20 protein-coding genes are annotated in these 23165 nt (G+C 70.8%); 11 read left to right on the forward strand and 9 right to left on the reverse strand.

The features are described 5' to 3' along the window. The first annotated feature begins 37 nt into the window (after positions 1-37). On the forward strand, positions 38-1408 hold the full coding sequence (locus SALPAC2_RS0121295; protein ID WP_223874107.1) for a hypothetical protein: 1371 nt from the start codon (positions 38-40) through the stop codon (positions 1406-1408). 758 nt (positions 1409-2166) lie between these two features. Continuing rightward, positions 2167-3996, forward strand: a complete 1830-nt coding sequence (locus tag SALPAC2_RS0121300) for a hypothetical protein (RefSeq protein ID WP_026184986.1) — start codon at positions 2167-2169, stop codon at positions 3994-3996. Between the two features lie 72 nt (positions 3997-4068). Here the strand turns inward: SALPAC2_RS0121300 and SALPAC2_RS0121305 are convergent, their stop codons facing one another. After that, positions 4069-4680 carry a hypothetical protein gene (locus SALPAC2_RS0121305; RefSeq protein WP_018218652.1) on the reverse strand — a complete coding sequence of 204 codons (612 nt, stop codon included), beginning with the start codon at positions 4678-4680 and terminating at the stop codon, positions 4069-4071. Between the two features lie 56 nt (positions 4681-4736). Between SALPAC2_RS0121305 and SALPAC2_RS0121310 the strand changes: the two genes are divergently transcribed. Beyond that, positions 4737-5255, forward strand: a complete 519-nt coding sequence (locus SALPAC2_RS0121310) for an acyl-CoA thioesterase (RefSeq protein WP_018218653.1) — start codon at positions 4737-4739, stop codon at positions 5253-5255. 183 nt (positions 5256-5438) lie between these two features. Next, positions 5439-7436: an acetoacetate--CoA ligase gene (locus SALPAC2_RS0121315; protein ID WP_018218654.1), complete on the forward strand. Its 1998-nt coding sequence runs from the start codon at positions 5439-5441 to the stop codon at positions 7434-7436. A 46-nt stretch (positions 7437-7482) separates the two neighbouring features. On the opposite strand, the gene SALPAC2_RS0121320 is transcribed toward SALPAC2_RS0121315, so the two are convergent. After that, positions 7483-8172, reverse strand: a complete 690-nt coding sequence (locus SALPAC2_RS0121320; RefSeq protein WP_018218655.1) for a TIGR03089 family protein — start codon at positions 8170-8172, stop codon at positions 7483-7485. Between the two features lie 149 nt (positions 8173-8321). Here SALPAC2_RS0121320 and SALPAC2_RS0121325 point away from each other — a divergent pair, with 149 nt between their 5' ends. Further along, a complete protein-coding gene (locus SALPAC2_RS0121325; protein WP_026184987.1) occupies positions 8322-9467 on the forward strand; it encodes a glycosyltransferase family 4 protein in 1146 nt (381 codons plus the stop codon). A gap of 55 nt (positions 9468-9522) precedes the next feature. After that, complete coding sequence (locus SALPAC2_RS0121330; RefSeq protein ID WP_026184988.1) at positions 9523-10620, forward strand: mannose-1-phosphate guanylyltransferase; 1098 nt, start codon at positions 9523-9525, stop codon at positions 10618-10620. Here SALPAC2_RS0121330 and SALPAC2_RS0121335 read toward each other — a convergent pair. Continuing rightward, on the reverse strand, positions 10589-11188 hold the full coding sequence (locus SALPAC2_RS0121335; protein WP_018218658.1) for an NUDIX hydrolase: 600 nt from the start codon (positions 11186-11188) through the stop codon (positions 10589-10591). The genes SALPAC2_RS0121330 and SALPAC2_RS0121335 overlap by 32 nt on opposite strands. A 62-nt stretch (positions 11189-11250) precedes the next feature. Here SALPAC2_RS0121335 and SALPAC2_RS0121340 point away from each other — a divergent pair, with 62 nt between their 5' ends. Further along, positions 11251-12285 carry a hypothetical protein gene (locus SALPAC2_RS0121340; RefSeq protein WP_018218659.1) on the forward strand — a complete coding sequence of 345 codons (1035 nt, stop codon included), beginning with the start codon at positions 11251-11253 and terminating at the stop codon, positions 12283-12285. Between the two features lie 49 nt (positions 12286-12334). On the opposite strand, the gene SALPAC2_RS0121345 is transcribed toward SALPAC2_RS0121340, so the two are convergent. Together SALPAC2_RS0121345 and cofD are read right to left on the reverse strand one after the other, a co-directional pair. Further along, the gene (locus tag SALPAC2_RS0121345; protein WP_018218660.1) at positions 12335-13423 is read right to left on the reverse strand and encodes a coenzyme F420-0:L-glutamate ligase; all 1089 of its coding nucleotides are present in this window, start codon (positions 13421-13423) and stop codon (positions 12335-12337) included. Continuing rightward, complete coding sequence (gene cofD, locus SALPAC2_RS0121350) at positions 13420-14367, reverse strand: 2-phospho-L-lactate transferase (protein ID WP_026184989.1); 948 nt, start codon at positions 14365-14367, stop codon at positions 13420-13422. The genes SALPAC2_RS0121345 and cofD overlap by 4 nt, the downstream gene beginning before the upstream one ends. Positions 14368-14466: 99 nt before the next feature. Here cofD and SALPAC2_RS0121355 point away from each other — a divergent pair, with 99 nt between their 5' ends. The 3 genes from SALPAC2_RS0121355 (at position 14467) to SALPAC2_RS0121365 (ending at position 18825) form a co-directional block, all read left to right on the forward strand. Further along, positions 14467-15345 (forward strand): hypothetical protein, encoded by an 879-nt coding sequence (locus SALPAC2_RS0121355; protein ID WP_018218662.1) that lies wholly within the window; start codon positions 14467-14469, stop codon positions 15343-15345. Between the two features lie 89 nt (positions 15346-15434). Next, positions 15435-17945 (forward strand): bifunctional FO biosynthesis protein CofGH, encoded by a 2511-nt coding sequence (locus SALPAC2_RS0121360; protein ID WP_018218663.1) that lies wholly within the window; start codon positions 15435-15437, stop codon positions 17943-17945. Positions 17946-18567: 622 nt separating this feature from the next. Continuing rightward, positions 18568-18825, forward strand: a complete 258-nt coding sequence (locus tag SALPAC2_RS0121365; protein ID WP_018218664.1) for a WhiB family transcriptional regulator — start codon at positions 18568-18570, stop codon at positions 18823-18825. A gap of 80 nt (positions 18826-18905) precedes the next feature. On the opposite strand, the gene SALPAC2_RS0121370 is transcribed toward SALPAC2_RS0121365, so the two are convergent. Beyond that, complete coding sequence (locus SALPAC2_RS0121370) at positions 18906-19355, reverse strand: metallopeptidase family protein (RefSeq protein WP_018218665.1); 450 nt, start codon at positions 19353-19355, stop codon at positions 18906-18908. Between the two features lie 151 nt (positions 19356-19506). Between SALPAC2_RS0121370 and SALPAC2_RS0121375 the strand changes: the two genes are divergently transcribed. Next, positions 19507-19878 carry a DUF3499 domain-containing protein gene (locus SALPAC2_RS0121375; protein ID WP_026184990.1) on the forward strand — a complete coding sequence of 124 codons (372 nt, stop codon included), beginning with the start codon at positions 19507-19509 and terminating at the stop codon, positions 19876-19878. On the opposite strand, the gene SALPAC2_RS25240 is transcribed toward SALPAC2_RS0121375, so the two are convergent. The 3 genes from SALPAC2_RS25240 to SALPAC2_RS0121390 are packed head-to-tail and all read right to left on the reverse strand — an operon-like array spanning position 19872 to position 23144. Beyond that, positions 19872-20318, reverse strand: a complete 447-nt coding sequence (locus SALPAC2_RS25240) for a DUF779 domain-containing protein (protein WP_018218667.1) — start codon at positions 20316-20318, stop codon at positions 19872-19874. The two genes, SALPAC2_RS0121375 and SALPAC2_RS25240, sit on opposite strands and share 7 nt — an antisense overlap. Continuing rightward, positions 20318-21823 (reverse strand): acetaldehyde dehydrogenase ExaC, encoded by a 1506-nt coding sequence (gene exaC / locus SALPAC2_RS0121385; RefSeq protein WP_018218668.1) that lies wholly within the window; start codon positions 21821-21823, stop codon positions 20318-20320. The genes SALPAC2_RS25240 and exaC overlap by 1 nt, the downstream gene beginning before the upstream one ends. Positions 21824-21863: 40 nt before the next feature. Beyond that, complete coding sequence (locus tag SALPAC2_RS0121390; protein ID WP_018218669.1) at positions 21864-23144, reverse strand: GAF domain-containing protein; 1281 nt, start codon at positions 23142-23144, stop codon at positions 21864-21866. Between the last annotated feature and the right edge of the window lie 21 nt (positions 23145-23165).

Below are 23165 nucleotides of genomic sequence, written 5' to 3' on the forward strand. Positions count from 1 at the left end.
GGGAGCTGCGTTTGCATGGTTCGTTGATGATGTGTGGGTGAATCTGCGCCGTCCAACCGGCCCCCGCGTGCTCGCGGTTGTTACCGCGGCGTCGCTCGTGGGATTTGTCGGTTATCTGGTGTACCTGATGTTCGCTATCCGCGCTTCGGTGCCCGTGTGGCTCTTCGCCGGTGTGGCCTCCCTGACCGCCCTGGTAATGGTGCCCAGTCTGCTCCGTTACGCGGTGCAGGCGTTTCAGGTCGATGTTGACCGACGCGGCTGGACGGTGCTAATAGGACAGTACCGACGTGAACTGCGATGGGCCGAGATATCAGCGGTGGTGATCAAAAGCCGGGAAATCGAGGGGCAGGGTCGCCAGCGGCCGGCTTCCGCGCTGTACCTCGTGCTTAACCCGGGCGTCAGCATGGATGTTCCGCGTCGCCTGCGGGCTACCGTGGACGGGCGACCGGCGGTTCGGCTGTTCGACCTGTCCGAGCCGAAGATCGAGGAAATGCAGTTCGTCCACGACCTGGCGAGTCTGGCCGGTGACCGCCTCGAGGTTAGGGTCCACCTCCTCAACATGGAGATGCTGTGCGAGGACGCCCGGCAAGGGCGGAACGGCAGGAGACTTCTCCCGGCTTTTCCACCGGGCGCGCAGGGCGTGCGGACGCAGCGCTGGCTGAACCGGCGGCGCTTCCCAATCTTCGTCGCCTGGTACTTGATCGCCGTCATCCCCACGCTGCTACTCACCGGCTTCATGGCCCAACTGCACGAGCTGCTCGGCGCCGCGGTCGCGGTACTGGGCCTATTCGCGGTTGTCGCCGCGTACACCCAGTTCGTCACGCTGTTCGGCCATAAAACCCTCAACGCCGAGTGGGCGATCGCTGGCACGGGACTCGTGCAGGTGGTCGGGCACCGCATCTTCCACGAAGACATGCATGGCGGCAAAGCTGTGGTGCTGGCACCGGGGGCCAAACGCGGCTACGGCAAGGCATGGCTGCTCGGATTCCCGAACGTCGTGGCGCTACTCGGCGATCCACGGACCGGACGGCTCCGCAACCGGGACGACCTCCACGCTCTGTCGGCAGTGCTGGGTGAGTCGCCCCATGTGGCCGACCGGGCCGCCGCTCAGGAAATCGACAAACTTGCCCTGCAGTCCCAGGTTCGTGGCCCGACAAAGCGAGACGGTGCCGAAATCGCCCGCCTCTGGATGTCGCTGACCAAGGCCGGTCGCATCCTGGCATGGGCCGTGGTCGTGGGTTCCGTCCTGCTGGCTGGTGGCTGGTTGCTGGAGAGCAGTGAGTATCTGGGCGGCGCGGTCCTCCTCATCCTCGGTGTGCCGCTGACCCTCATCTGGGCGCTATACGCGCTGTACCGGATCTCCGCGTTGCTCAGCGCAGCGTGGCAAGCACTCCGAAAGAACCACTAACCAAGTTTTCACGCTCACCAACGCAGTCCCTCGGCGGGGAGGCGCTAATGGATGAGGTTGAACGCGCGGCCATGCCGACAGAGTGCGGCCGACCAGTTCCGGCGGATCGGGTGCGTCCGGGATAGGAGCTCGAACCGCTCGGACGGTGGCTGCTCACATGTTGGGCTACCGGCCAACCGCGGAATGTCCTGCCCAAGTACGGCTTTCCGTCGACACCGTCGAACTACGGCCGGCATTCGCCGACGCCCACCACGCCAAGCAGCTGGAACTGTCCCGGGACCTCTCCTCGGCCAGCTACGAGTACGCTCCCGGTGGCCCAAATCGGTGCTTTAAAGTCGCCGGTTGTGGGAGCTGACATGGCGACAAGGTTTTGTCGTTCCCCCAATCGGGCGGCAGTGTCAACAATTTCGGCGGCAGCGGTCGGCCAAACGGGTAAGGCAGGGCCTTCGACGTGCTCCTAGGCTTGTGCCGTCCACTGTCCCCTTGCATAGTCGCCCTACGGTTTAGCTCGGTTTCTCAAGGGGGAAGTACGTGTTTGGGTCCGGTTTTCTCCGGGACCGGGGATGCGCTTCGGTGCCGGCCCGGCACGCCGTTTCGCTCGACTCCAAACGCGGTGCACCAGAGATCGAGGTAAAGGAGATCATTCGAGCGCCCCGATCATCGAATACGTCACCGTCCTTCGTGATACCGTCGTCGACCCCCTGGCGTCGGCTGCCCCGACCCCTCGTCGATTCCGATGAGGTAGGAGGTCGGAACTGATGGGGGTGCCCATACCGGAGGTGACCGTCGGCGCTGCCGCCCCGCCGCTGGCGGTACAGCGGATCACCTCCGCGGCTGAGGCCAGCGAACTCGCCCACCGGTTGCTGACGCCGGGGCGGCCGTGGCCGGTCGCGGTACTCACCCTGCCCACCGGGTATGACGAGCCGTTCGGCGATCCCGATGAGCTCAAAGCGGCGGTGGGGGATCTGGCTGAGGTGGTACTGATGCCCACGAGCGATGTCTCCTGGGCATTCTCGCGGGTGATGCCGTCGATGACCCAGGTCTACGGCGGGGCGGGGCGGGTGTACCCGGTCGACCACGGTTGGGTGCACGACCCGACCCGCAGTAGGTTGCGGTTCGCCTACTCCCGCCAGGACCGTCGCCGCATCACCGAACAGCTGATCAGCGATGCGCTGCAGGCGGCGCTGTCGGCCGGGCTGGTCGAACCCCGGGCTCGTCCCGAGGCTCAACGTCGAACGGGACGGGTGCAGGGCCTGATCGGGTCCCGAGCGCTCGTGACGTTGGATGACCAGGCGGTGGCGACCGTATGGGAGGAGTTGACACTCCCCGGCGTTGCCCTGGATCAGCTGCTCACCAAGGGGCAGGCGGTTACCGGCAGCTATGACCGGGTCTCGCGCTGTTTGGACCTGCGGGCGGCGCTGCGCTTCGGTGACGTCCCTAGCGCCCTGGCGGCCGTCAACGAGGCGTACCAGGTCGGTGAGGTGGTGCTGGCCGAGGTGGTGGCGGTGGCCGACGAAGCTGTCACCGTACGACTTCTGCCCGGGCTCACCGTCGAGGTCGGCCTGGACGCGGTCACCTCCAACCGGAGAGACCGACTGAGCGGCCTGTTCAGTGTTGGGGAGACCGTCGCCGGTCGCCTCGTCACGCTCACCCCGCCGGCGCTGCGGTTTGACGACGTTGACGACACGGAACAGGTGAAACCCGCGCTGAGTCTGCTCCCCGGCGGGCCTCCCTGGCTACGTCCGCCCGACCTGCGGCCCGCACCGACATCGACGCCTCGACCATCAGCGCCCCCGCTGCCGCCCGCCACGCCACCGCAGCAGGTCGTACGGCGGGTGCCGGCGCGGCAGCCGACGCCGTTGGATCTGGCCCGACGCCTTCCCTCGGCCCTGCATCCGGTGCTGGCGCGTCCTGCCGGCACGGCGCCAGCAGGGGAGCAGGCCCAGGTCGTACAGCTGCGTAATGAGTTGGCAGCCGAGCAGGCGACCCGCAAGGCCCTCGCCGACGAGTTGGCGGATCTGCGATTCCGGGCGGCGGAGCTGGAGGCCGAGCTCGCGCAGGCGGTCGGCGCCGTCGAGCAGCTACAGACCCGCTACCGCGGCGCCGATCTGGCTCGGCAGCGGCTGGTCAAGCAGCTCCGGAGCGCCCAGGACCGCGCCGGTCAGCCAGCAGCTGGGGAGGCGATGCTCTTCCTCGATCCCGAGGAACAGTTCCGCCATGAGGTCACCTGCGAGTGGGCGCAGCGCGTTCCCGCTGCCGAGAAGGCCGACCGGCCACTCGCCCCGTACATCCTGGGCGCCGGCTTCCTGGACTCCCTGGAACAGCTGGAGGGCATCAGTCGGGCGAAGGTCGTGACGGTCGTGGTCGAGGTGCTCACCGGCCAGGTCCAGCACCTCGCCGGGCGTTACCCGCATCAGCTTCGCACCGGCCGGGCCGGCAGCGGCTATGTGCGTCGGGCTGACGGTGCGACCTGTTGGCGGGTGGCCCTGCAGCGGGAGTCGGCCGCCGCTCGCCGGCTGCACTACTGGCGTACCCCGGGTGGCTATGAGCTCTCCCGCGTCGTGCTCCACGACGACTACCGTCCCTGACGATGCGTACCCCCCGGGTGTCCCGCGTCCGGCCCGCCGGCAACGGGCCGGACGCGGGGCTCGGTCGGCAGGTCAGCGAAGCCCCGTGGGGGTTGTCTGCCGGTGGCTGCCCGGCGGCGGGGTGGACCAGGGGTCCACGCCGCCGGTGTGTTGCGGTAGCGCTTCGGTCGGGTCGGCGTTTCGGCGGCCCAGGATCGGCTCGGTGCTGTCCCGCTCCGGTGCGGGCGGCCAGTCATCGAGCGGGGTCTCCGACGGCTCCGGGCTCTCCGCCGCGTTCGGCTCCGCCTGGGTCGTCGGCCACCGCCGCCAGCGTTGCCCGCTGAAACCGGCGACCAGCAGCAGGAGGCCGATCAGGAAGAGCGTCCCGTTCTCCAGCGGCAGCCGTAGCGGCAGCGGATCGCCGAGGACCTCCCAGTCCGCTGGGATGCGGTCGCGGACAGCGAAGGGACGGATAGCCATCCCCAGGTAGGGGGTGGCGAGCAGTAGCCCGGCGACGATCGGGCCGATCGGCGAGACGCGCAGCGTGCCGAGGAGTCCGAGCAGGACGCCGCCGACGAGCAGCCAGACCGCTGGCTCGATCAGGTTGGCCGAGTTGAACTGATCGATATCCACCCAGCGGTTGACGGTACGCGTCGATCCATCTTGACCGAGAGTAACCAGGATCCACGTGACGGGTGCCACCACGAGACCCGCTAGGAAGCTCCAAAGATGTCGCATCCGCGCACCGTACCGTCTCCGATATGAGCGAGTACCCCGCCACCACCGCACCGGGTCGACCGACCGCATACTCCCGGGTCACGCTGAGTAAAATAATGACTGCGGTCGATGTGAATCTTTACGGCACCGTGCACGGCGGGGTGTTGATGAAGTTCGTGGACGACGTCGCCGGGGCCGCCGCCGCCCGGCACAGTGGCGGGACGGCGGTGACCGCGGCGATCGACGAGATCGTCTTCTCCGAGGCGGTGCGGGTCGGCGACCTGGTGCACGCCTACGCCCAGGTCAACTGGGCCGGGCAGACCTCGATGGAGGTCGGGGTGCGGGTCACCGCCGAACGGTGGGACTCCGCCGAGGGGGAGCCGGTGCGGGTCGCCACCGCGTACCTCGTCTTCGTCGGCGTTGACGCCGACGGCAGTCCGCGTCCGGTCCCACCGCTATCCCCGGAGACCGTCGCGGACCAGCGGCGCTTCCGGGAGGCGGAGATCCGGCGGGCGCACCGACTCGCCCGTCGGCGGGCGATCCAGGCACACCGGCGCGGCTGAGTCGTCGCCGTTCCAGACCGGTGGAAGCCGGCGGTGCCGACCGGTGGAAGCCGGCGGCGCGGTACGGCGCCGACGCCCCGCACCCCGATCGTCCCGAGCAGGTGCGAGCTACGGCGCCTCGAGGTAGGGCAAGATGGCGCCACGGCCGGACAGCGTTGTGCCGGGCCGAGGGAGGGTGGAGCGATGGGTGAGGTGCTGTGGACGCCGCCGGCGGACGTGCGTGAGCGGTCCCGGATCGGGGCCTACCTGCGTTGGCTGAGCACGCACCGCGGGCTGGACTTCGCCGACTACGACGAACTGTGGCGCTGGTCGGTCACCGACCTGCCCGCCTTCTGGCAGTCGATCTGGGACCACTTCGAGGTCGTGTCGCACGCCCCGGCCACGGCCGTGCTCGCCGAGCGGAGCATGCCCGGTGCCCGCTGGTTCCCCGGCGCCACCCTGAACTACGCGGAGAACGTGCTGCGGATGCCGGGCCGCGCCGACGCCGACCCGGTGGTGATCGCCCACGGTCAGACCCGGCCACCGGTCACCCTCTCCGCCGCCGAGCTGCGGGAGCAGGTCCGCCGGGTCGCCGCCGGGCTACGCCGGCTCGGTGTCGGCGCGGGCGATCGGGTGGCCGCGTACGCGCCGAACATCCCCGAGACGTACGTGCTGTTGCTGGCCACCGCCAGCCTCGGCGCGATCTTCTCCTCCTGTGCGCCGGAGTTCGGCACCCGGAGCGTGACCGACCGCTGGCAGCAGATCGAGCCGAAGGTCCTGGTCGCCGTCGACGGCTACCGCTACGGCCAGAAGCCGATTGACCGGCGAGCCGAGGTGGCCGCCATCCGCGCCGCCCTGCCGTCGCTGTCGCATACCGTCGGCATCGCGTACCTCGACCCGGCCGGTCCTCCGCCACCGGACACGATCGCCTGGGCCGACGTCGCCGCGGCCACCGACGAGCCGCTCACCTTCGCACCGGTGCCCTTCGACCACCCGCTCTACGTGCTCTACTCCTCCGGCACGACCGGCCTGCCCAAGCCGATCGTGCACGGCCACGGCGGCATCCTGCTCGAGCACCTGAAAATGCTCGCCCTGCACCACGACCTGGGCCCGGCGGACCGGTTCTTCTGGTTCACCACGACCGGCTGGATGATGTGGAACTTCCTCGTCTCCGGGCCGGTCGTGGGGGCGGCGATCGTGCTCTTCGACGGCGACCCGGGCTATCCCGACCTGGGTACGCTGTGGCGACTGGCGGAGCGCACCGGCACCACCTATCTCGGTACCTCGGCGCCGTTCCTGCTGGCCTGCCGCAAGGCCGGGCTGGTCCCCACCGAGTTCGCCGACCTGTCCGCCCTGCGCGGGGTCGGCTCCACCGGGGCGCCCCTGCCCCCGGAGGGCTTTCACTGGGTCTACCGGAACGTCGGCGACACCCTCCAACTCCAGTCGCTCTCCGGCGGAACCGATGTCTGCACCGGCTTCGTCGGCGGAACTCCGCTGCTGCCCGTGCACGCGGGCGAGATCGCCTGCCGGGCGCTCGGGGCGAAGGTGGAGGCGCGCTCCGGCGACGGCACCCCGGTCATCGGTGCGTTGGGCGAGCTGGTGATCACCGAACCGATGCCGAGCATGCCGGTCGGGTTCTGGGGCGACGCCAACGGCAGCCGCTACCGGGAGGCGTACTTCGACCGCTACCCGGGCGTCTGGCGACACGGCGACTGGATCACGATCAACCCGCGGGGCGGCTGCGTCATCACCGGCCGTTCCGACGCGACGTTGAACCGGGGTGGGGTTCGCCTCGGCACCGCCGAGTTCTATTCAGTCGTGGAAGGGCTGGACGAGGTGGTCGACTCCCTCGTCGTGCACCTGGAGGACGCCGAGGGCGGCGCCGGTGAGCTGCTCCTGTTCGTGGTGCTCGCCGGGGGCGTGGAGTGGGATGACGCGCTGCGGGGGCGGATCTGCCGGGAACTGCGTACCGCCCTGTCGCCCCGGCACGTGCCCGACGAGATCCATCCGGTCGGAGCTGTACCGCGGACCCTGTCGGCGAAGAAGCTGGAGGTGCCGGTCAAGAAGATCCTGACCGGTACCCCGGTCGACTCGGCGGCGGCCCGGGGCGCGCTGGCCAACCCGGAGTCGCTGACCGCCTTCGCCGGTCTGGCCCAGCGCCGAGCCGCCCACGACGACACCGCCGACCGGCGCACCCGATGACGGCGGGGCCTGGACGACTGCGGACCGGATGACACCGACCGCGGGGTCAGGGCAGGGTGAGGGTGGTCCGCTCGGCGACGGCGCGGGCGCCGAGACGACTGGCGTCGGCGTGTGCGACCAGGACCGTGGAGGCGCTCGCGGTCAGCGGGGCCAGGAGCCAGTCGACCGGGTCCGGGTAGCGGTCAACGTCGATCAGGACCCGGGTGCCGGGAGTGAGCCCGAGGTCCGCGGCGCGCGCCGCGGCCCGGGCGGCCAGGTCAGCCTGGTCCGGCCCGCCGGGCGGCGGCGCCCCGAAGTGGTCGCCGTGCGTCCGTACCTCGGAGGCGAAGTCGGCGTACCCCGGTGGCACCTCCCGCAGTGGCCGGGCGAACGGGTCCAGCGCGAGCAGGTAGCGGTCCCCGGCGCCGGCGCCCTCCGCCTCGGCCAGCCGGCCGGTGCCGACAAAGAGAACGTCCACATCGTCCGGCGGGTCGGTCACCGCGACGCCGGCCGACCAGCATCCGAGCAGCACGGCGGCGGTCTGCCAGTGCGGGGGCAGGAGCACCCCGGCGGTGTCGCCTGGTGCGAGTCCCACCCCGTCGACCAGCAGGTTGGCGGTCTTGGCCACCCAGTTCGCGCAGGTCGCGCCGGAGAGTTCGGTGCGTTCGCCGGTGGCGTCGTCGTACCAGGTGAGCAGCGGTCGGGTCGGGTCGGGTGCGATCGCGTCGGCGAGGACCCGGGCAAGGTTGTCGGCCATCAGCGCGAACGATACGCTCCGCCGCCCGGAGTCGCGGCGACGACGACCTGGTTCGGCGCCGGGTCGCAGTCACCGCCGGGGCGGGGACGCGGCGTAGGCTTACGGCGAAAGTGTTGTACCCCACACCCCCGAGTGCAAGGAGTCGCCCCTTGACCGCCGGCAGCCCGCCCCGTGTGCTCATTGACGCCACGAGTGTTCCCGCCGATCGTGGCGGCGTCGGTAGATACGTTGATGGCCTGCTCGGTGCGCTCGGAAAGGTCTGCGGCACCAGCGTCGACCTGGTCGTGGTAAGCCTTCGGACGGACCTTGAGCGCTACTCCCGGATGCTGCCCGGAGCGGAGGTCATCCCCGCCCCGGCGGCGGTGGCGCACCGCCCCGCGCGGCTTGCCTGGGAACAGACCGGCCTGCCCCTGCTCGCGCAGCAGGTCGGCGCCCAGGTGCTGCATTCGCCTTTCTACACCTGCCCGCTGCGGGCGGGCTGTCCGGTCACGGTGACCGTGCACGACGCCACCTTCTTCACCGAGCCGGAGCACTACGACAAGTCACGTCGCACCTTCTTCCGCAGCGCCATCCGGACGTCGCTGCGCCGTGCCGACCGGGTGATCGTGCCCAGCAAAGCCACCCGGGACGAGCTGATTCGGCTGCTGGACGCCGACCCGACCCGGATCGACGTCGCGTACCACGGCGTTGATCATGCCGCGTTCCACGCCCCGAGCGCCGAGGAGAAAGCCCGGGTCCGGGCTCGGCTGGGGCTCGGCAGCCAGAGCTACATCGCGTTCCTCGGTGCCAAGGAGCCCCGCAAGAACGTCCCCAACCTGATTCGGGGCTGGGCGCGGGCCGTGGCGGACCGGCACCAGCCGCCGGCCCTAGTGGTCGCCGGGGGGCAGGGACACGACGACGAGATCGATCGCGCGGTCGCCGAGGTGCCGTCACACCTGCGCCTGCTCCGCCCCGGCTACCTGCGCTACGCCGACCTGCCCGGTTTCCTCGGTGGGGCGTTGGTCTCCGCCTACCCGTCGTACGGCGAGGGGTTCGGCCTGCCGATCCTGGAGGCGATGGCCTGTGCGGCCCCGGTACTGACGACGCCCCGGCTCTCCCTGCCCGAGGTGGGCGGCGAGGCGGTCGCCTACACCAGCGAGGCACCGGATCAGATCGCCGCCGACCTCGTCGCGTTGCTGGACGACGAGCACCGCCGGCTGGCGCTGGCCCAGGCTGGTTTCGACCGGGCCAAGGAGTTCACCTGGCAGTCCAGCGCCGAGGTGCACCTCGCCGCCTGGTCGCGGGCCCGGGCGTGAACGGGGCGCCGGTTCGGCTGACCCTGCGGCCCCAGTCGATCGGTTCAGGGAGAATGTGCGAGTGATTTACGCCGTCATCCCGGCGGGTGGCAGCGGCACCAGGCTGTGGCCGTTGTCCCGCGCCGGGCATCCAAAGTTTCTTCACCCGCTTACCGGGTCCGCCGTGTCGCTGCTGCAGGCGACTGTGGAGCGGCTCGGTCCGCTGGCAACGCCGGAACACACCTTCGTAGTCACTGGCCTGGCACACGCCACCGCGGTGGCCCGCCAGCTGGCCGGGATGCCGGAGCAGAACATCCTGGTCGAGCCGTCGCCGCGGGACTCGTGCGCGGCGATCGCACTGGCGGCCGCCGTGATCGCCCGGCAGGAGCCGACCGCGGTGATGGGCTCGTTCGCGGCGGACCATCTGATCGGTGACCCGGCTGGGTGGCGGGAGACCGTTCGCCAGGCCGCCCAGGGTGCCGAGCAGGGGCTGCTGATGACCGTGGGGATCACCCCGGCCTGGGCGGAGACCGGCTACGGCTACCTGGAGACCGGGGAGCCGACCGAGGCCGGATCGCCGCGGCCGGTGGTCGAGTTCAAGGAGAAGCCGGACGCCGAGGTGGCGGAGGCGTACCTCCGTTCCGGACGGCACCTCTGGAACGCCAGCATGTTCGTGTGGCGGGTGGATGTCTTCCTCGCCGAGTTGGCCCGACAGCAGCCGGCACTGCATGCGGGTGTTCTCGAGATCGCCGCCGCGTGGGGCACGGAGGAGCAGGACGAGGTGCTCGGCACGGTCTGGCCGGCGCTGCCGAAGATCTCGGTTGACTACGCGGTGATGGAGGGGGCGGCGACCGCGGGCCGGGTGGCGACCGTCCCCGGCGACTTCGGCTGGAACGACGTCGGTGACTTCCACACCCTCGGCGAGGTCCTGCCGGCGGATGCGGCCGGCAACATGATCCTGGGCGGGGAGGCGAAGCCGAGTGTCCTGTTGCGGGACAGCACGAACCTGGTGGTTGTCCCGCACTCGGGCCGGCTCGTCGCGACGGTCGGAGTGCACGATCTGATCGTGGTCGACACCCCGGACGCGTTGCTGGTCTGCCCGCGTGACCGCGCCCAGGACGTGAAACAACTCGTAGACGAGCTCAAGGAGCGGGGTGAAGTGGGGCTCGTCTGAGTGTCGCCAGGGCCGGCGTGATCAGCTGGGCGGTCCCGCCGGCCAACGGAGTCGGAAGCTGGTGTGGCGGGAACCAGCCCAGCTCCTCGGACTCCTCGCTGACCTGGATCCGTGCGTCCGGCGGGGCGAGGACGGCGAAGCGTACGTCGTGGTGGAATGACCCGCCCTGGCAGGAGACCGGGTGAATGTCCACGTCGATCGGTACCGGATCGATCCGCAGGCCGGTCACGCCGGACTCCTCGGTCGCCTCCCGCAGCGCCGCGCCGGCCAGCGTCGAATCGGCGGGCTCGCAGTGCCCGCCGAGCTGCACCCACCGGTGGAGCTTGCCGTGCAGGCAGAGCAGCACCCGGGAACCGGTGGCGTCGAGCACCAGCGCGCTGGCGGTGACGTGGCCGGCCCGGTGCGTCCGACTCATCGCTTCCGGCCCGGCGGCGAGGAGGTCCAGCGTCCGGTCGCGGGCTTCGGCGGCGGCCACCGAGGTGGGTGTCCAGCCACGCAGCACGGTGAGAGCGTCGGCGTGCAGGGTGGGACTGGGCGGCGCGTCGGCGTGGAGATCCGGCGTTGACAAGGGGCCTCCTACGTTTCGGGTGCGCCCGCAACCCTACGGTGCGGTGTTCGTACCCTGGGCCGGTGACTCTGCGACTCCTGGAATTCGTGGTGGGCGACAACGAGGCCAGTGACCTACTCCCGGTGCGTTCGCCGGTGCTGCTGCGCGCCCACGGCGCCCGGCGTGGGTTCTGGACGGTGCTGGACGAGGGCCCGGTCGAGCGGTGCCTCGCGTTGCTCCTAGAGCGTGCCGACGGCACCTGGACGGCCCAGCACGTGACCGCCGACGCCGGAGCCGAGAACGGCCGTACCGAGGACGGTGAGGCGCTGGCCCACCACGACGGCTGGGTGTATGTCTTCGGGTCGCACTTCGGGTCGAAGGCCGGTCCGCTGCGTCCGCGGCGGGCGTTTGTGGCCCGGTTCCGCGAGCAGGAGGCAGCCCACGGCCCGCTGCCGGTGCAGGTGGTACGCAACCGGTTCCGGCTGCATCGGGCGGTAAACGACGCCCTGCGCAAGGCCCCGTTCGCGTCGCTGCCGCCAGGAGATCAGGTCCGTTCCCGGTTCATCGGCGCCACCGTGGCGCGGGGGACCGCCCGGTCCAAGGGCTGGGTCGAGCGGCTGAGCGCCGACGACCTGCCGCTGAACGTGGAGGCGGTCGCCTTCACCCCGGCCGGCACGGCGCTGCTCGGGCTTCGGTTCCCGGTCACCGCCGAGGGCGACCCGATCCTGGTCGAGTTGGCCGGCGTACCCCAGCTCTTCGCGCCCAGTCCGACCTGGCCGGAGGCGCTGGGCGGATACGTGCTGACCGGGGTGACCCCGCCCGGCGCGCTGGCCGGTTTCCGGGCGATGGCGCCCACCTCGGACGGCGGTTACGCGGCGGTGATCGGTTCGATCGACGCGCTCGGGAAGGGCTCGGTGCTGCTCGCCGACCACCCGGCCGGTGGAGAGGTGACCTCCCGACACGTCCGCTTCCGGCTTCCGGGTCAGGGGCACCGGATCACCGGTGAGCTGGTCGCCGACCTCGCGCCGTTTCATCACGTCGAAGGGCTTGCCGAGCTCGACGGGAGCCGGTACTACGTCACGGACGAGGACCACCGGGTCGCGCTCTGGGTGGGCTGACCCCGGCCGGGTCGCGGGGCAGGCGCCCCGCGACCCGACGCCATCGGCCCTAGAGCGCCAGGGCCGCGGTGGCGGAGGTCCCGGGTGGGGGCGGCAGCAGGGTCGACGGCAGGCCCTCGGCGGCGAGGGCGGCGCGCAGGCGGTGTACGTCTGCGCCGAACCGGACCAGCCCGAACGGGTCCACCGGGGTCGGCGGGGCGGCGAGGAGCAGGGTGTTCGCCGCGACCGGCCAGCCCGGTATCGTCCCGGCCAGTTGGTCGCGGGCCGCCGGGTCGGTGACGTGGGTGAAGACGGTGCCGGGGGCCGCCGTCGTGCCGACGGTGGCGATCGCCCGGTCGATCGCCGCCGGGTCGGGTGACGTCGCGCCGGTGCGGTTCGGCAGGGTGGCGGCCTCGGTCAGCCCGGTGGCCCGCGCCTCGGCGGTGCCGAGCGAGAACAGATCCAACGACGAGTCCCGGATCAGGGCCCGGGCCCCGAGGCCGTCGTCGGCCCGCGGGGTGGCTGGGTAGCCGCGTACGACCGCGACCGGCACCTGGTCGCACTTGCCCTTGACCAGTTCGCCGGCGCCGGCCAATTCGTCAACCACCGCCATCTGGGTGAGTTCCAACTCGTTGCCGTACGGGTCGACCTCACCCCGGTGGTCGTGGACGGCGTCGAGGCCGGCGACGCCGAGCGCGACATCGGTGAGCCCGTTGCGCCACGGTCGGCCCATGGTGTCACTGATGATGACCCGCAGATCGAGGCCGTACCGCTGTCGGAGCGCGGCGCGTAGTGCCCGGGCGGAGGCGTCCGGGTCAACCGGGAGCAGCACCAGCCGGGTCTTGTCTACGTTGGAGGCGTCGATACCCGCGGCGGCCATCACGAAACCGTGGTGGGTTTGGACGATCCGGGTCGCGCCGCGGGCGGCGACCACCCGCGCGGTCTCCGCCGCCAGCACCTCCGCGCGGGCCGCGAGCCGCTCCGGCCCGTCGGCCGGGACGTCCACCAGTCGTCCCTCCGCCTTCGAGACGATTTTGCTCGTCACCACCAGGATGTCGCCGTCGCGTAGCCACGGCGCCGCCGTGACGATCATGGCGGCCAGGTCGTCGCCTTCGGACACGTGGCCGATGCCGCGCACCGGCATGATCTCCAGGTTCACATCAACCCCACCGCGGCCTGGACCATCGTCGTGGTCGCCGCCTCGTCCGTCATCCACAACGGCGCCGCGTGGACCGTCACCCCCGGCACCGCCGTCGCCGCGTCCTCCTCGGCCACCAGCCAGCCGTCGAGCAGACCGCCGCTGGCCCGTCCACCATAGAGGCCGCCCACTCCGGCGGCGCTGCACTCGACCCCGAGCACGGCCAGACATCGGTCGGCCATCCCGCGGACCGGGGCGGTGCCGATGATCGGGGACACGCCGACCACCGGGGCCGGACCCGCCGCGACGGCGTCCCGCACCCCGGGCACGGCCAGGATCGGGGCGATGCTCACCACGGGGTTGCTCGGTGCGACCAGCACCAGGTCCGCCGCGGCGATCGCCTCGGTCACTCCCGGCGCCGGCTTCGCGTCCTCCGCGCCGACGAAGACGAACCGGTGCGTGGGCAGCTCGGCCCGGTGCCGTACCCACCACTCCTGGAAGTGGAGCGCCCGCTGGCCGCCGTCGAGGTCGACCACCGCGTGGGTCTCCAGGCGGTCGTCGGTCGCCGGCAGCAGGTGTACGCCGGGCTCCCAGCGGGTGGCCAGCGCGGCGGTGACCTGGTGCAGCGGGTAGCCAGCGTTGATCTTGGTGGTGCGGACCAGGTGGGTGGCGAGATCTCGGTCGCCCAATCCGAACCAGGCCGGTTCTGCCCCGTACGCGGCTAGTTCCTCCCGCACCGTCCAACTCTCCGCGACGCGTCCCCAACCACGTTCCGGGTCGGCACCCCCACCCAACGTGTACATGACACTGTCCAGGTCCGGGCAGACCTTCAGACCGTGTAAATACAGGTCGTCGCCGACGTTGACCACTGCGGTCACCTCGGCGCCGATCGTCCGGGCGTAAGCCCGCACCCCGAGCAGGAAACGGGCGCCGCCGATTCCTCCGGTCAGAACCACGATGCGCATGCCGTCCATCCTCGCCTACCCGCCGCCTTCGGGCGCTGGGCCATCCAAGAGACTAGGCTCACTTCGGCAGTTGCCCGCTTCCGCTCGTAGGGGGATACCGTGACCAGCCCTGTCGAACCGGCGTCCACCGAGCCGACGCCGGCCCGTCAACTGACCCAGCCGTTGCGTGAGCCGGCGGCGCTCGTGCTCCTCGGCGCGAACGCCCTGCTCCTCTTTGTCGGCCTGCTTCGGCTCCTGACCTCGGCCACCTCCGCCGCCGGGCGGGCCGGCAGCGCGGCCGCCACGTTCACGAGCATCGAGGTGGTCGTCCTGCCGTTGCTGGCGGTCCTGCTCGCCACCCACCTGCACCCGGTGCTTCCTCGAGCGAAGCTGATCACCCAGGTGGCGTTGGGCCAGTACGCCTTCAGCGCGTTCTTCGGCACCCTGACCTTCCTGATCTGGTCCGTTGACCGGCTTGTTTCGGCGGTGTTGCTCGAGGCCTTCCTCGGGTTCCTGAGCCAGCTGGCCGGGCTGGGGCTGCTGCTGGTCGCCGGGTTCATGGTGTATCGGATCTGGCGGCGGCTCTACTACGTGCCCAAGCCCAAGCCCCAGCCCGGGGTTTACGGTGCTCCCCAGCCCGGCTGGCCGGCTCCGCCCCCCGGTGGGCAGCCGGGCGGGCAGCCCGGTTGGCCCGGCCAGGGGGCTGGTTGGCCCGGCCCGGCCCAGGGCGCTGGTTGGCCCGGTGCCGGCCAGGGGGCTGGTTGGCCCGGCCCGAGCCAGGGCGCTGGTTGGCCCGCTCCGCCCCAGCCCGCTCCGCCCCAGCCCGGTGTGGTCTACGGCCAGCCGGCTGCGCCGCACGCCGGGACGTCCCCACCGTTCGGGCAACCGCCAGCGGCGGAGCCGAACCAGGGCATCCCCCGCCAGTCCGTTGAGCCCCCGGCGCCGTCGCACGACGAGGACCGCACCCGGCGGATCAATCCGTCCGACAGCCCCGACTGACCACGTCGGCCCCGGCCCGCGGCGGTCCGGGGCGCCCAGTGATCAAACCGGCAGGGCGGGGAGGCGGGTGGAGCGCCTACGCTGAGCGGATGGTTGATCGCACGGAGCCGGCCCCCACCGAGGCGAGTGTGCGGCGGGCCCTACGTCGAGCGGCGTCCGGGCGGGCGCTGGACGCCGACGAGGCGACGGCACTGCTGAGCGCCCGGGGTGCCGCGCTGGACGAGTTGCTGCGGGTCGCCGGGGCGATCCGGGACGCGGGGCTGCGCGCGGCCGGGCGGCCCGGAGTGGTGACGTACTCGAAGAAGGTTTTCATTCCGCTCACCCGACTCTGCCGGGACCGGTGTCACTACTGCACCTTCGCCACGGTGCCGCACCGGCTGCCGGCGGCGTTCCTCGACCGCGACGAGGTGCTGGCGATCGCCCGGCAGGGCGCGGAGCTCGGCTGCAAGGAGGCGTTGTTCACCCTTGGTGACCGCCCGGAGGAGCGCTGGCCGGCGGCGCGCCAGTGGTTGGACGAGCGTGGCTACGACTCGACCCTGGACTACCTGCGCTCCTGCGCGGTGGCCGTGCTGGAGGAGACGGGCCTGCTGCCACACCTCAACCCGGGGGTGCTGAGCTGGTCCGAACTGCAGCGGCTCAAGCCGGTCGCGCCGAGCATGGGCATGATGTTGGAGACCACCGCCACCCGGCTGTGGTCCTCCCCGAAAGGCCCGCACTACGGCTCGCCGGACAAGGAGCCGGCGGTTCGACTGCGGGTGCTTGCCGACGCCGGTCGGGTGAATGTTCCCTTCACCACCGGTGTCCTCATCGGGATCGGGGAGACCCCGGCTGAGCGGGTCGAGGCGCTCTTCGCGATCCGTCGGTCCCACCGGGAGTACGGCCACCTCCAGGAGGTGATCGTGCAGAACTTCCGGGCCAAGCCGGACACCGCGATGCGCGGGATACCCGACGCGGAGCTGCACGATCTCGCCGCCACCGTGGCGGTGGCCCGGGTGCTGCTCGGTCCTCGGGCCCGCCTCCAGGCGCCACCGAACCTCATCGCCGGCGAGTACGACCTGCTGCTGCGCGCCGGCATCGACGACTGGGGCGGCGTTTCGCCGTTGACCCCGGACCACGTCAACCCGGAGCGGCCCTGGCCGCAGCTCGACGAGCTGTCCCGCCGCACCGAGCAGTCCGGATTCGCGCTGCGGGAACGGTTGACGATCTACCCGGAGTACATCCGCGCCGGTGACCCGTGGCTCGATCCGCGACTGCTGCCGCACGTTGCGGCCCTGGCGGACCCGGCGACCGGGCTGGCGGTGCCCACCGCCCGTCTGACGGGGCGGCCGTGGCAGGAGCCGGACGAGGTCTACGGCGGGCGGGTGGACCTGCACACCACCATCGACACCACCGGCCGTACCGCCGATCGGCGGGGCGACTTCGACGAGGTCTACGGCGACTGGTCGATGGTGGCCGACCGGGTGGGCGCCGGAGCGACCGTCGGGGTCGGCGACCACGACCTGCGGGCCGGTCTGCGCCTCGCCGCCGACGATCCGGCGGCGCTGCTGGAGCCCGAGCAGACCGCTGCGGCGCTGGCGCTCTTCGCGGCGGACGGCCCGGCGTTGGACCAGCTGTGCCGAATCGCCGACGAGGTACGCCACGACGCGGTCGGCGACGAGGTCACCTACGTGGTCAACCGAAACATCAACTTCACCAATGTCTGCTACGTGGGCTGCCGCTTCTGCGCCTTCGCGCAGCGCGAGCGGGACGCCGACGCGTACCGGCTCTCGGTTGACCAGATCGCGGACCGGGCCGAGCAGGCGTGGCAGGCCGGAGCCAGCGAGGTGTGCCTCCAGGGGGGTATCGACCCGAAGCTGCCGGTGACGGCCTACGCCGACCTGGTGCGGGCGATCAAGACCCGGGTGCCGGGGCTGCATGTGCACGCCTTCTCCCCGATGGAGGTCGTGACCGCGGCCGGTAAGGCGGGTGTGTCCATCCGGGAGTGGCTGACCGAGTTGCGGGCGGCTGGGCTGGACACCATCCCGGGTACCGCCGCCGAGATCCTCGACGATGAGGTGCGCTGGGTTCTCACCAAGGGCAAGCTACCGACGGCCGCTTGGGTCGAGGTGGTCACCACCGCCCACGAGCTGGGGATTCGGTCCAGCTCCACGATGATGTACGGGCATGTTGACCATCCCGCGCAGTGGCTTACCCATTTCCGCGTGTTGGCCGAAACGCAGGACCGTACGGGTGGCTTCACCGAGTTTGTCGCGCTGCCCTTCGTACACACCAACGCCCCGATCTACCTGGCGGGGATCGCCCGTCCGGGGCCTACCTGGCGGGAGAATCGGGTGGTACACGCGATGTCTCGGCTGCTGCTGCACGGTCGGATCCACAACATTCAGTGCTCGTGGGTGAAGTTGGGTGACGAGGGGAGTGCCGAGCTGCTCCGCGGCGGCTGTAACGATCTGGGCGGCACCCTGATGGAGGAGACGATCTCCCGGATGGCGGGCTCCGGCAACGGGTCGGCCCGGACCGAGGAACAGTTGGTCGCGATTGCGGCAGCGGCCGGGCGGCCAGCGAGCAAGCGAACAACCGCGTACGGCCACCGGGCCGGGTAGCGCCGGACCTTCCCCACCGCCGGCCGTGGAACCGGGGCCGGCGGTGGCCCGCCGGGGGACTTCCGTAGGTCGCCGTTCCGCTTGTTGGGAGTCGAGCCAGGCGTCCACGATGTACGTCCTTAGTGGACGAGTTCCGCCTTTTCGTGCCTGGTCGAGGTTTCGGTGGCCTGGCTAGGGGTCATGCTCACTCCCAGTCTCATCGACTGTCCATCAGGTGGATTCTGGTTGCACCCCTCGGTCACCCTGGACCGCGGGCAAGGTGCCGGCGGGATAGCCTTGGCGGCATCAAGATCAACGAGTTGGTTCGGTGGGTTGGCTGGACGGGTGTTCGATGTCGCGCCACGGAGAAAAATCTGGCAACTCGCCGGGGCGGGCGTTACCCAGCGGGGGTCTGAATCGGTATGGCAGGTTGCGAGGCCGGGAGACCGGATGGGCCGGACCGGGTGAGGTTTGGAGGGCAACCCCAATATCAAGTTTGGCTTGACGGCGCACGAATGACGCGCGTGTAATTTGACTGGGGTTGTTCGCGAAACACTGCATTTCGGTACCGGACGGACAACACGCCTTTCGCGTGGGGGGTTGCAGCGGCGATGACGCCGGTGCGCGACAAGGAGGCATTTGGATGGACGGCCAGCTCGAAGCGGCCGACCTGCTCGGAAACGAGCCGGAGTGGCAGGAGCGGGCACTCTGCTCGCAGACCGATCCGGAGGCGTTCTTCCCCGAGAAGGGCGGCTCGACCCGTGAGGCAAAGCGGATCTGCTCGCGCTGCGAGGTCAAGACCGAGTGCCTTGAATACGCGCTTGGTCACGACGAGCGGTTCGGTATCTGGGGCGGTCTCTCGGAGCGGGAGCGCCGCCGGCTCAAGCGGCGTGCCGCCTGACAACAGGGTGGATCCGGGGTAGTGGGGGCTGCCCCGGACCGCCGCCGTGGCCCCGCGCGGTCCAGCCACTGCGGCCGAGCTCAGGCCAACTCGTCCGGGTCGGCTCCGAGTAGGTTCGCCACCTGTTCGATGATCACGTCGTGGACCAAGTCGGCCAGGTCCTCACGGTCCATCGCCCGAAACTCGAGCGGCCGGCGGTAAAGGACGATTCGCGGCGGCATCTCCTGCCGGCCCGGTCGCCCCGGCAGCAGGCGGGCGAGGGGCACAGCGCCGTCCTCGAGCACGTCCGAGTCGTAGACATTCAGCTCCGGCGGCACATCCTCCACCGCGAACTCGACGCCGGCGAGTTCCTTGGCGAATCGCCGTTCGAGGGTCTCCACCGTGTCCAGCACCAGTTCATCGAAGACCTCGGCCTTTGTTCGGGCCAGCGGTACCGTCGCCGGTACCAGACGACCGCGCAGGCCACGTCCATGACGGTCGCGGCGGTTGCGCCGGCCGGTGCCGGGGCGGCGGTGTTCCGGGCTTCCCATGCGCCCAGGGTAGTCTCCGGCAAGCGCTGTCCCACGGCAGCCGGGGCGCACTGGCGCGCCGGATCCGAATGGCTGAAATGTGATCACCAAGACGGGCGTGTCGGGTCGCGAACCGGTGCGCCGGAGCCGGTAATGGAGATACCCTGCCGCGGTGAGGTCACCACGGCGCTGCACCCGAAACGGCTGCCCCCGGCAAGCAGTCGCCACATTGACCTATGTCTACCACGAGTCCACCGCCGTGGTGGGGCCGTTGGCTGCTTTCGCCGAGCCGCACACGTACGACCTCTGTGAGCCGCACGCGCGCAGTCTGACCGCGCCGCGGGGCTGGGATGTGGTCCGGCACGAGGGGGAGTTCGAGCCGCCGCCGCCGACGACCGACGACCTGGTCGCGCTCGCCGAGGCGGTCCGCGAGGCAGCCCGCCCGGTAGCCCCGCGCCCCCCGGAGGACGACACCGACCCCGGGGCCGGGGCGCCAACCACCGGGCGTCGCGGTCACCTCCGCGTGATTCCCCCCAGTCACTGACCACCGCCACCGCCACCGCCACCGGCGGTCGGCGGAGACGGCGATCCAGCGGTCTGGCGTGGTTGACGTGGCTCGCCCGAGGAGTCGCTAGCGCGGCGGGCAAGGGTGGAGCGAAGGAGGAAACGCAGGCCCTCCGGGGCCTCCAGGGAGAAACCGCTGCCACGGCCGGGGACGACATCGATCGTGAGCGTCGTGTGCTGCCAGAGGTCCCACTGGGCGCGCGAGATCCAGAACTCGACTGGCTCTGGCACGCCCGCCACCGTCAGCGCGGCCAGCCGAATGTCCGACGAGCCGGTGCGGAACTCGCCGGCGGGGTAGCACATCGGCGCGCTGCCGTCGCAGCAGCCACCGGACTGGTGGAACATCAACGGTCCGTGCTGCCCCCGCAGCGACCGGATCAGCTCGGCCGCTGCGGGGGTCACGGCTACCAGGTCGCTCATCAGAAGAAGCCCAACTTCTTCGGGGCGTAGCTGACCAGCAGGTTCTTGGTCTGCTGGTAGTGGTCCAGCATCATTTTGTGGTTTTCCCGGCCGATTCCGGACTGCTTGTACCCGCCGAACGCGGCGTGTGCGGGGTACGCGTGGTAGCAGTTTGTCCAGACGCGGCCTGCCTGGATAGCCCGTCCTGCCCGGTAGGCCGTGTTGATGTCCCGAGTCCAGACGCCCGCACCGAGCCCGTACAGGGTGTCGTTGGCGATCTTTACCGCGTCGTCAAGGTCGGCGAAGGAGGTCACCGACACCACCGGGCCGAAGATCTCCTCCTGGAAGATCCGCATCGAGTTGCTGCCCTCGAAAATCGTTGGTTCGACGTAATACCCACCGGAGAGCTCACCGTCCAGCTGCGCCCGTGCGCCACCGGTCAGCACCCGGGCGCCCTCCTGCCGGCCGATGTCCAGGTAGGAAAGAATTTTCTCGAGTTGGTCGTTGGACGCCTGCGCGCCGACCATGGTCGCGCTGTCCAACGGGTGCCCCGGCCGGATCTCCCGGGTCCGCGCGACGGCCGCCGCCAGGAAGTCGGCGTAGTGGCCCTGCTGGATCAGCGCCCGCGACGGGCAGGTGCAGACCTCGCCCTGGTTCAGGGCGAACATGGTGAAACCCTCGAGCGCCTTGTCGCGGAAGTCGTCCGACGCGGCGCTGACATCGTCGAAGAAGATGTTCGGACTCTTGCCACCCAGCTCCAGGGTGACCGGCTTGATGTTCTCACTGGCGTACTGCATGATCAGCCGCCCGGTGGTGGTCTCGCCGGTGAAGGCCACCTTGGCCACCCGCGGCGAGGAGGCCAGCGGTCGGCCCGCCTCGACCCCGAAACCGTTGACCACGTTGACCACACCCGGCGGCAGCAGGTCAGCCACCAAGGACAGCAGGTAGTGGATCGACGCGGGCGTCTGCTCGGCGGGCTTGAGTACCACCGCGTTGCCGGCGGCGAGTGCCGGGGCGAGCTTCCAGGTCGCCATGAGCAGCGGGAAATTCCACGGGATGATCTGCCCGACCACACCGAGCGGCTCGTGGAAGTGGTACGCGACGGTGTCATCGTCGATCTCGGCGAGGGAGCCCTCCTGGGCCCGGATCACGCCGGCGAAGTAGCGGAAGTGGTCGATTGCGAGCGGGATGTCGGCGGCGAGTGTCTCGCGGATCGGCTTGCCGTTCTCCCAGGTCTCCGCGATTGCCAGGGCCTGCAGGTGCTCCTGCATCCGATCGGCGACCCGGTTGAGCACCAGGGCGCGGTCGGCGGCCGGGGTACGGCCCCAGGCCGCGGCGGCGCCGTGCGCGGCGTCGATTGCCCGCTCCACGTCCTCGGCGGTACCCCGGGCCACCTCGCAGAAGGGCTGCCCGGTCACCGGGGTCGGGTTCTCGAAGTACCGCCCGCCATGCGGCTTGACGTACTCGCCGCCGATGAAGTGGTCGTAGCGGGACTGCCAGTGGGTGGGCGCGTCGTAACGCGTCATGAGTACCTCCGCCGTCGACGAGGAGTGGACGGCATCGAACCTATGTTTCTCGACGTTGCAGCGACGTTGCACGCGGGACGCCGTACTCCCGGGCGAGCTGGCGGGCCCGCGCCAGGGCGAGCGGCCGACGCGGGGCGCCCGGCGGCAGTGCCCGCGCCAAGGCCTCCCAGGCGGTCAGGTCGTCCGTGCCGGCGGGGGTCGCGGTCCAGGAGACGAGCAGTGCCGGATCCGCGGCCGCCAACACGGCCGCCCGGAGTTGTCCGTCGACCAGCCGGCGCAGTCGGGCCACTCCCGGCGCATCCGAGCCGGGCAACAGGCTCCCGGAGTACGCGTCGATCCCACCCGCCGGGTCGCCGCGTTCCAGCCGGTCGGTGACGGTACGGAAGTCGGCCCGTACCCGGCAGCGCAGTCGGTACGGGCGGGAGTCGAGCAACTCCGGGCCGAGTACGCGGCGTAGCCGGGACAGCTCGGCCCGGAGGGTGACGGGGTGCAGCCGGTCCTCGCCGTACAGGTCGAGGGCGAGTTGTTCCCCGGTGCGCCCCTCCGGGTGGTCCACCAGCAACACCAGCAGTTCGCTGTGCCGCCGGCCCAGCCGAATCCGGCGGCCACCGACCCGTAGCTGGGCCTCGTCCCGGCCGAGCGCGGCCACCTGAACCACGTCCGGCTCGACCTGGGGTATCCCGGCCAGGAACGCCTCGGCGGCCCGGGCGGTGGCCCGGACTAGGGCCAGGCTATGAGGAGTGGCGAGGTGATCGCCACCGGTGATGTCGACCGCCCCGAGTATTCGACCGGTGGCCGGATCATGGATCGGCGCGGCGGCACAGGTCCAGCGCTGGGCGCGGCGGCTGAAGTGTTCGGTGGCGAAGATTTGCACGCTGTGGTCCATGGCGAGCGCGGTGCCGGGTGCGTTGGTGCCCGCGTGCGTCTCGTCCCAGCGGGCACCGGGCACGAAGTTCATCTGTTCGGCCCGGCGCAGTACCCCCGGATGCCCCTCCACCCAGAGCAGCCGGCCGTGGGTGTCGCAGACCGCCATCAGGTGTGCGCCGTCCTGGGCGATCCCACCGAGCAGGTCTCGGAAGATCGGCAGCACCGGGGCTAGCGGGTGCCCGGACCGGTAGCTCTCCAGCATGTCGTCAACGAGGTCAACCGGCGGGGTGCCCTCCGGGTCCAGTGGCATCGACCGTTCCCACGACCGGCGTACCACCTCCCGGACCCGCTGCGGCGTCGCTCCGGTGAGAAAGGCCGCGTGGGCGGCACCCACCTGCGCGATCCGCTCCGCCGGATCGACGCCGATTTGCAGGGCGAGCCACGGGTCAGCCATCGGCGACCTCCTGGCGCCCAT

This window comes from Salinispora vitiensis (genome assembly GCF_000378825.1).
GTDB classification, from domain to species: Bacteria; Actinomycetota; Actinomycetes; order Mycobacteriales; family Micromonosporaceae; genus Micromonospora; species Micromonospora vitiensis.